Origin of the sequence: Streptomyces sp. NPDC005808, assembly GCF_042871385.1 — a bacterium.
Lineage (GTDB): Bacteria > Actinomycetota > Actinomycetes > Streptomycetales > Streptomycetaceae > Streptomyces.
Genome location: NZ_JBIAIK010000032.1, coordinates 23038 through 27321, shown reverse-complemented (window position 1 = coordinate 27321; position 4284 = coordinate 23038). Strand labels below are relative to the sequence as shown.

General features: G+C 68.3%; 5 protein-coding genes. All 5 read left to right on the top strand.

What is annotated here, in order from left to right; all coding sequences use genetic code 11:
- The first annotated feature begins 231 nt into the window (after positions 1-231).
- The 5 genes from ACFYPC_RS36665 to ACFYPC_RS36645 all read left to right on the top strand — a co-directional run bounded on the left by ACFYPC_RS36665 (position 232) and on the right by ACFYPC_RS36645 (position 4110).
- Positions 232-1047 (top strand): phosphatase, encoded by an 816-nt coding sequence (locus ACFYPC_RS36665; RefSeq protein ID WP_391891672.1) that lies wholly within the window; start codon positions 232-234, stop codon positions 1045-1047.
- 129 nt (positions 1048-1176) lie between these two features.
- Positions 1177-1389, top strand: a complete 213-nt coding sequence (locus tag ACFYPC_RS36660) for a helix-turn-helix domain-containing protein (protein ID WP_004984898.1) — start codon at positions 1177-1179, stop codon at positions 1387-1389.
- Positions 1390-1586: 197 nt separating this feature from the next.
- Entirely contained in the window at positions 1587-1685 is a 99-nt protein-coding gene (locus tag ACFYPC_RS36655; RefSeq protein WP_003948845.1) for a 30S ribosomal protein bS22, read from the top strand.
- A 299-nt stretch (positions 1686-1984) separates the two neighbouring features.
- Complete coding sequence (locus ACFYPC_RS36650; RefSeq protein WP_391891671.1) at positions 1985-3046, top strand: NAD-dependent epimerase/dehydratase family protein; 1062 nt, start codon at positions 1985-1987, stop codon at positions 3044-3046.
- A gap of 14 nt (positions 3047-3060) precedes the next feature.
- The gene (locus ACFYPC_RS36645) at positions 3061-4110 is read left to right on the top strand and encodes a lysophospholipid acyltransferase family protein (protein ID WP_391891670.1); all 1050 of its coding nucleotides are present in this window, start codon (positions 3061-3063) and stop codon (positions 4108-4110) included.
- Positions 4111-4284 lie beyond the last annotated feature (174 nt).

Sequence of the window (4284 nt, the reverse complement as noted above, 5' to 3'; positions counted from 1 at the left end):
GGGTGCGGGCCTTGGTTTTTCGCCCCCTCCGCCCCTGCCCGTCCCTTGTTCCTGGGGGCTGCCGCCCCCAGACCCCCGCTGTCGGCCTGAACGGCCTCGTCCTCAAACGCCGGACGGGCTGAAAGAGAAAGATCCCCATCCCCGGACGGGCTGAAAGACCGTTACGCCAACTGTGCGGCCTTTTCGGGATTTTCGGGGTGAACACCCGGCAAATGCGTCAGCATCGCTGACGTGTTGAGCACCGGAGCTTTGCGTGCACACCTGTTGGCCGCCCGGTTGGCGGGGCCTGTGGCCACCTCGCGCGAGGAGAGCCTGCGCAGTTATCGGCTCTTCGCCGCTCGTGATCCTCGCGTGCTGCTCGGGCTTGATCCCGAATGGGCGTGGCGGCAGCGGGACTTGATCGAGTTGATGGCGGACAGGTGCGGGGTTTCCGCCGACCCGTCGCACACTTCGGGGCATGATGTGATCGATCCTGAGCGGACCCTGGCCGCCCTCGACGCCTTCGCGGCGCGGCTCGGAGAGGCGGCTCGCAGACGCGAACCGGTGCTTCTCGGCACCGGCCATCCGCATCGGCTGATCGGTTTCTACGCCGCTCTCGCGGACGCGCTGTCGGCGGCGGGATGTACTGTCCTCACCCCCGCGCAGGGTGACTGTGTCGACATAACGACCCGGTTCGGTCTACGCACGTACAACCTTGACTACGTACAAGGTGTCGCGCTGGTACGCGAACCCGGCGTGCAGGCGCCCGGTAGTGCGACCGGCGCACACACCCACTCACCCCTCCCGGTTCGTACCGTTCTGGCCGCCGCGGCGGAGGTCGGTGGACCCCTCCCGGAGCTTGTGATCGGAGACCACGGATGGGTCTGCGGAGCAGGTCAGCTGGGGTTCGAGGCGATGGGGCTGGCGGATACGGACGATCCTGCGCTCTTCGTCGGGGAGGCAGAGGGGCGGGTGTCCGTCGTCGTTCCGCTTGATGACGCTGTGCGGTCTGATTACTACCGACCGCTTACTCGCTATGTACTCAATCGAGCGTGTCTGTCACAGTAGGCGGCCGATCGCAGCTCCTCTTCCCCACTCGCATCACCCGCCCCTACTCTGGGGAGTGAGCACGCAACGACGAAGTGTCACCGGAAGGGGAAGCCGGTGACCGTCGAGTGCGGAAGGTTCAGGTGTGTCATGGCTGCAGCTGGCGAGAGGCCTCTGAACGAGGTTCAGTTCCTGACCGTGGCGGAAGTCGCCTCGGTGATGCGAGTGTCGAAGATGACCGTGTACCGCTTGGTGCACAGCGGTCATCTGCCGGCGATCCGGGTGGGAAGGTCCTTCCGGGTGCCGGAGCAAGCTGTTCACGAGTACCTCCGCGAGAGCTATGTGGGGGTGGAGACAGCCTGACGGTGGTCCGGGAGACCCTCCGGGAGACCCTCCGGGCAGCTTCGGCAGATCCTCCGGGATCGTCCGTCGATCGCCCGGAGATCTCCCGGATCCCCTCGATTACGACCTCAGCGCTCGGACGGGTAGGCTGGCCCCTCATAGTCGTGTGGGCCCATGCAGCCCAGCAGCGAGTAAAGAGAAGTGAGCGAGGGTTAGTCGTGGGCTCTGTTATCAAGAAGCGGCGCAAGCGGATGGCGAAGAAGAAGCACCGCAAGCTGCTCAAGCGCACTCGCGTTCAGCGTCGCAACAAGAAGTAAGCGGCGCCGCAAGAAGCGCGTACTGTGGCCCCCCACCAACTGGTGGGGGGCCACAGGCATATCCGGCCCTGCAGATCCGTCCCGCAGATCCGTCATGGAAAGCCTTTGTGGGCGGTGAACCGAATCCGTGCGCCGAATGGCTTGGTCTGATCGCACGTACGGGGATGTCGTCACGTCGTGCATCGGGCGGTCATCACAGCGCAACACCGACCCGCTAAGTTGGCCGCACACGGGGAACACGGCAGAGTACGAACAGAGCCGAACAGAGCTACATCCGCATTGAAGGGAAGGCGCTGATCTTGGGGAAGGTCGTGCTCGTGACCGGAGTTGCCCGCCGACTGGGCGGCCGGTTCGTGCGGCGGATCCAGCGTGACCCACAGGTGGACCGGGTGATCGCCGTGGACGCGGTGCCGCCCGAGCACCATCTGGGCGGGGCCGACTTCATCCAGGCCGACATCCGGCACCCGACCATCGCGCGCGTGCTCGCCGAGACGAACGCCGACACGGTCGTGCACATGGATGTGACGGGGACCGCGCTGGGCAGCGGCAGCCGGACGACGGTCAAGGAGACCAACGTCATCGGCACCATGCAGTTGCTGGGCGCCTGCCAGAAGTCCCCCACCGTCAAGCGGCTCGTGGTGAAGTCCAGTACGAACGTGTACGGGTCGGCGCCGCGCGATCCGGCCGTGTTCACCGAGACCACCCCGCCCAAGTCGCTGCCCAGCGGCGGCTTCGCGAAGGACACCGTGGAGGTCGAGGGGTACGTACGGGGATTCGCGCGCCGGCGGCCCGACGTGGCCGTGTGTGTGCTGCGGTTCGCGAACATCCTGGGGCCGAGCGCCGATTCGCCGCTCGCCTCGTACTTCTCGCTGCCGGTGCTGCCGACCGTCTTCGGCTACGACCCGCGGTTGCAGTTCGTGCACGAGGACGACGTGATCGAGGTCCTGCGGATCGCCTCTCACGAGCCGGCGCGCGGGACGCTCAACAGCGGCACGTTCAACATCGCGGGAGACGGCCTCCTGTTGCTCTCGCAGTGCTCGCGGCGCCTGGGCCGCCCCACGGTTCCGCTGCTGCTGCCCGCGCTGTCCTGGGCGGGCACGGCCGTGCGTACCCTGGGCGTGACGGACTTCTCGCCGGAGCAGCTGCGGCTGCTCACACACGGCCGGGTCGTGGCGACGAAGCAGATGCGCGAGACGCTCGGATTCCGGCCGAAGTACACGACGGCGGAGACCTTCGCGGACTTCGCCCGCAGCCGGGGGCCCGGACTCCTGCCCCCCGAGGCCGTCGCGGCAGCCGTTGACCGGATCGCCGCGCTGCCTTACCTGGGCGGCGGTCAGCCCCCGAAGCAGAGCGCCAACTGAGGAGCGCATCAACGATGGCGGACGCCAAGGTCATTCCGTTCGACGACGACCGGTCGCGCGGGGGTGCGGTGCAGCGCCCGCCGCGCCGCCGGAGCACGGCCGGCCGGCGCACGGGCGAGCCCGTGGCGGTACGTGAGGTCCAGCCCCTGCCGACCCCGGCCGCACAGCGAGATGATGTTCCCGTGACACGTGAGGAACAGCCGCCCCAGGAGCCGCGCGAGAGAAGCGGACTGGAGCGGCGCATCGCCGGAGGCCTGTCCTTCCTGCGACGGCGGCTGACGGGCGACTACGAGGTCGACGAATTCGGTTACGACGCCGAACTCACCGACCAGGTACTGATGTCCGTGTTCCGCCCCCTCTACGAGAAGTACTTCCGCGTCGAGGTGAAGGGCATCGAGAACATCCCGGCCGAGGGCGGGGCGCTGATCGTCGCCAACCACTCCGGGACGCTGCCGCTGGACGGCCTGATGATGCAGGTCGCCGTCCACGACAACCATCCCGCGGGCCGGCACCTGCGCCTCCTGGCGGCCGACCTGGTCTTCATGCTGCCGGTCGTCAATGAGCTGGCGCGCAAGGCCGGGCACACGCTGGCCTGCGCGGAGGACGCCGAACGGCTGCTGGAGCGCGGCGAGCTGGTCGGCGTGATGCCCGAGGGTTTCAAGGGCATCGGCAAGCCCTTCAGCGAGCGGTACAAGCTCCAGCGCTTCGGCCGCGGTGGCTTCGTCTCCACGGCCCTGAGCCAGGGCGCCCCGATCATTCCGTGCTCCATCGTCGGCGCGGAGGAGATCTACCCGATGATCGGCAACGCGAAGACTCTGGCGCGCGTACTGGGAATCCCGTACTTCCCGATCACTCCGACCTTCCCGTGGCTGGGCCCGCTCGGTGCGGTCCCGCTCCCCACGAAGTGGACGATCCAGTTCGGCGAGCCGATCCGCACGGACGGCTATCCGCCGGAGGCGGCGGAGGATCCGATGCTGATGTTCAACCTGACGGATCAGGTGCGTGAGCAGATCCAGCACACGCTGTACAAGTTGTTGGTACAGCGGCGGTCCGTCTTCTTCTGATCATGGCTATACGTTTCTTCTGATCGTGTGGTGGGGGGGCGGGGGGGGGGGGGGGGGGGGGGGGGGGGGGGGCCGGCCCGCCGGCGGGGGGGGGGGGGGGGCCCCGCGCCCCCCCCCCCCGCCGCCGCCCCCCCCCCCCCCCCCCCCCCCGCCGCGGCGCGGGGGCCGGCCGGC

Bases quoted from the DNA above. Each gene is read 5' to 3' on its own strand.
- ACFYPC_RS36660 (WP_004984898.1), top strand. From the start codon at position 1,177: ATGGCTGCAGCTGGCGAGAGGCCTCTGAACGAGGTTCAGTTCCTGACC.
- ACFYPC_RS36645 (WP_391891670.1), top strand. From the start codon at position 3,061: ATGGCGGACGCCAAGGTCATTCCGTTCGACGACGACCGGTCGCGCGGG.